This window comes from Collinsella sp. AM13-34 (genome assembly GCF_003473055.1).
Lineage (GTDB): Bacteria > Actinomycetota > Coriobacteriia > Coriobacteriales > Coriobacteriaceae > Collinsella.
Genome location: NZ_QRLE01000046.1, coordinates 1 through 3,096 on the forward strand (window position 1 = coordinate 1; position 3,096 = coordinate 3,096).

Sequence of the window (3,096 nt, forward strand, 5' to 3'; positions counted from 1 at the left end):
ACCCCCGGCATCATCACGCTCCCGTTCTGGAGCATGACCGCAAAGCTGCCGGATGCGCACCTGCTGAGCGTAAACATCTCGGGCGACTCGGCTCCGCTGCAGCTTGGAAGCAAGGCAGGGGCGATCCAGGCCGATTTGGGCGCCCTGCTCTCGGCGGCGCGGGCAGGTGGCGAGTAACGCGGAGCGGTAGACGCGCAATGAGGTTTTAGCCGCAGCCTCCGAACGAGAGGGCTCGGAGGCTGGTATTCCTGAATCGCAGGTCACGATGGGTTATCGGAATCGCGAAGAGCGGATACCGCCAGTAAGCCCCCTTCGGAATAGGCGTTGAGCAGCTCCTGGGCATGGGCGAACTCGGGGCCTCGTCTCCAGCCGAGCAGGCGGTTGACGGCCAGATTGCCCTGGACGTTGTGGACGAAGACCAGGAAGGCGTCTTCGCGTGAAAGCCCTGTTTTCTCCATGACCCAGGGAACCATCTGCTCCGCTCCGCGTTCTATGACGCGCTGGGCTACGCGAGCGTATGCGTCGCTGTCCGAATAAAGCAGGCGATAATCGTCGTCTGCCGGCGGACGCTGGCAAAGCGTTGCCGATTCAACCCCCTCAAGCGGGGGAGCCGCTGCCAATGCCTCGTCGATAAGCGCATCGAGCAGCGCGTACTTATCCTCGTAATGCAGATAGAACGTTCCCCGGTTGATCTCGGCGCGGCGGCAGATGTCCGCCACCGTCATCTTCGCGAAGCCGACCTCGGCCAGCAGCGCGAAGAACGCCTCCTGTATGACCGAGAGGGTGTAGCGCCGCCGGCGGTCGATCTTGGTTTCTCCCATCGCCTCTCCAATCTGAGTCGTTTGACAATGTCCAGTAGCTGTTCGTTTATCGACAGGTGCACGCGTTTGTTCATTGCCCCTGCGAAAATCAACAAGGATACTGTTTATAGACACCTGTTTTTTATAGCTGAAAGGGAGCACGGATGACCCTGTGCGAGAAGCTCGGCATCGGGCTTGTCAGCCGATCGTTTTCCCATCGGGCCGTCTATCGAAACGGCGGCACGTCATACGATTTGAGCGATTGCGAGCCCGCTGCTTGCAAGCAAGATATCCAGGCTTTTGCCCGCAAGGTGGGGAAGGCTGATTGCGTGTTTACGGGAGAGGCAGGTAGGCAGGCGTTATGAGCATCTGCATCAAAAATCAGATTCAGAATATGAATATCGTCATCGGCTGCACGGTGGGGTGTCCATATTGCTATGCCCGTAACAATGTGAAACGTTGGCATATGATTGACGACTTCGCTGATCCTGCGTTCTTCCCGAGCAAGCTCAAGATGATGGAAAAGAAACGCCCGCAGAACTTTCTCCTTACCGGCATGAGCGATCTCTCCGGGTGGAAGCTGGAATGGCGAGACGAGGTATTTGCAAAGATCCATGAGAATCCACAGCATCAGTTCCTGTTCCTGACCAAGAGACCCGATTTGCTGGATTTAGATACCGACCTGGAAAACGCATGGTTCGGCGTTACGGTGACGAGGAAAGCGGAGCTGTGGCGTATCGACGCCCTTCGGAAAAACGTCAAAGCAAATCACTTCTTCGTTACTTTTGAGCCGCTATTCGACGATCCCGGTACGGTCGACCTTTCCGGAATCAACTGGATCGTCGTCGGTACCATGACCGGGGCGCAGAGCAGGAAGGTTCATACGGAACCGGAGTGGGCATGGTCTTTGACGGACCAGGCGCACGCGCTTGGCATTCCAATGTTTATGAAGGAAGACCTCGTCTCTGTCATAGGGGACGAAAACATGATTCAGGAATTGCCGGAAGAATTCGAAAGAGTGCTGGAGGTGCAGAGAACATGGCGGAAGTGATCGATGGAATCCTCATCAATGAGGTGGAAGCAAAGAACATCATGACCAAGTCCAGCCTGCCGGTAGGCGGCTACTCGGTCAATCCCTATGTAGGCTGCACGCATGCCTGCAAGTATTGCTATGCCTCCTTTATGAAGCGCTTTACCGGACACAAGGAGGAATGGGGCACCTTTCTTGATGTGAAGCATTGGCCGGAAATCAAGAATCCGAAGAAATACGCTGGACAGCGGGTGGTTATCGGTTCTGTGACGGATGGCTACAATCCACAGGAGGAGCGATTCGGGAATACCAGGAAACTCCTGGAGCAGCTGATTGGCAGCGATGCAGATATTCTGATCTGCACAAAGTCCGATCTTGTGGTACGGGATATCGATCTGCTGAAGAGGCTTGGACGAGTGACCGTTTCATGGTCGATCAACACGCTGGATGAGAACTTCAAGAACGATATGGACTCCGCGTCGAGCATCGAGCGTCGTATCGCTGCTATGAAGCAGGTGTATGACGAAGGTATCCGTACGGTCTGCTTCGTGTCCCCGGTATTTCCCGGCATCACGGATTTTGAGATGATTTTTGAGCGAGTAAAAGATCGGTGCGATTTGTTTTGGCTCGAAAATCTCAATCTTCGGGGTGGTTTCAAAAAAGCGATCCTGGATTATATCGCCGAGAAACATCCCAATCTCGTACCGCTTTACGATGAGATCTATAACAAGCGCAACCGTAGCTATTTTGAAGCGCTTGAAGTAAAAGCCGAAGAAATGGCCAAGAAGTACGATTGCCCCTTTGTGGACAACGAAATGCCTTATGGCAGAGTCCCCCAGGGGCATCCGGTGATCGTGGACTACTTCTATCACGAGGAAGTCCGAGGGTCAGATAATAGCGGAAAAAGAAATCGTTAAACGGAAACCGACGACGATTCGCTCGAGCGATTAGCGTCCACGCGTGGCTTCTGCCGATTGGCGCAACGGGCGACGGATTAAGGGATCGCTCGGGCGGATGATCCCGCTGCAGTACAGGCGGTCGCTCAATTTAGCGGCATGAGCGTTTTCGCACGGAAAACCAGTATCCCCTGTGCCGAGTTTAATCGTAGCGAATACAATGGGCACTGAGCTTCAATCGAAAGTAGTCAAGAGCCTTTTCGACGGCTTCTACCACCTCTACCCCAGCCTCGAGCAGCAATGGGCCTACTACGCGCGATATATCGATTTCATGCTGCGCGAGCCGACCTCGCAGCCCTATCTCGACCTA

At 54.7% G+C, this 3,096-nt stretch carries 4 protein-coding genes; 3 read left to right on the forward strand and 1 reads right to left on the reverse strand.

Annotated elements, in window-relative coordinates; genetic code table 11:
* Nucleotides 1–260: 260 nt before the first annotated feature.
* Nucleotides 261–821: a TetR/AcrR family transcriptional regulator gene (locus tag DW151_RS10255; RefSeq protein WP_118335740.1), complete on the reverse strand. Its 561-nt coding sequence runs from the start codon at nucleotides 819–821 to the stop codon at nucleotides 261–263.
* A 143-nt stretch (nucleotides 822–964) separates the two neighbouring features.
* Between DW151_RS10255 and DW151_RS10260 the strand changes: the two genes are divergently transcribed.
* From DW151_RS10260 to DW151_RS10270, 3 genes are read left to right on the forward strand one after another with little or no spacing between them, the layout of a single operon-like run.
* A complete protein-coding gene (locus DW151_RS10260; RefSeq protein ID WP_117655554.1) occupies nucleotides 965–1,165 on the forward strand; it encodes a hypothetical protein in 201 nt (66 codons plus the stop codon).
* Nucleotides 1,162–1,851: a radical SAM mobile pair protein A gene (locus tag DW151_RS10265; protein ID WP_055252677.1), complete on the forward strand. Its 690-nt coding sequence runs from the start codon at nucleotides 1,162–1,164 to the stop codon at nucleotides 1,849–1,851. Before DW151_RS10260 ends, DW151_RS10265 begins: the two co-directional genes overlap by 4 nt.
* Entirely contained in the window at nucleotides 1,839–2,747 is a 909-nt protein-coding gene (locus DW151_RS10270) for a radical SAM mobile pair protein B (RefSeq protein ID WP_055252675.1), read from the forward strand. The genes DW151_RS10265 and DW151_RS10270 overlap by 13 nt, the downstream gene beginning before the upstream one ends.
* The last annotated feature ends 349 nt before the right edge of the window (nucleotides 2,748–3,096 follow it).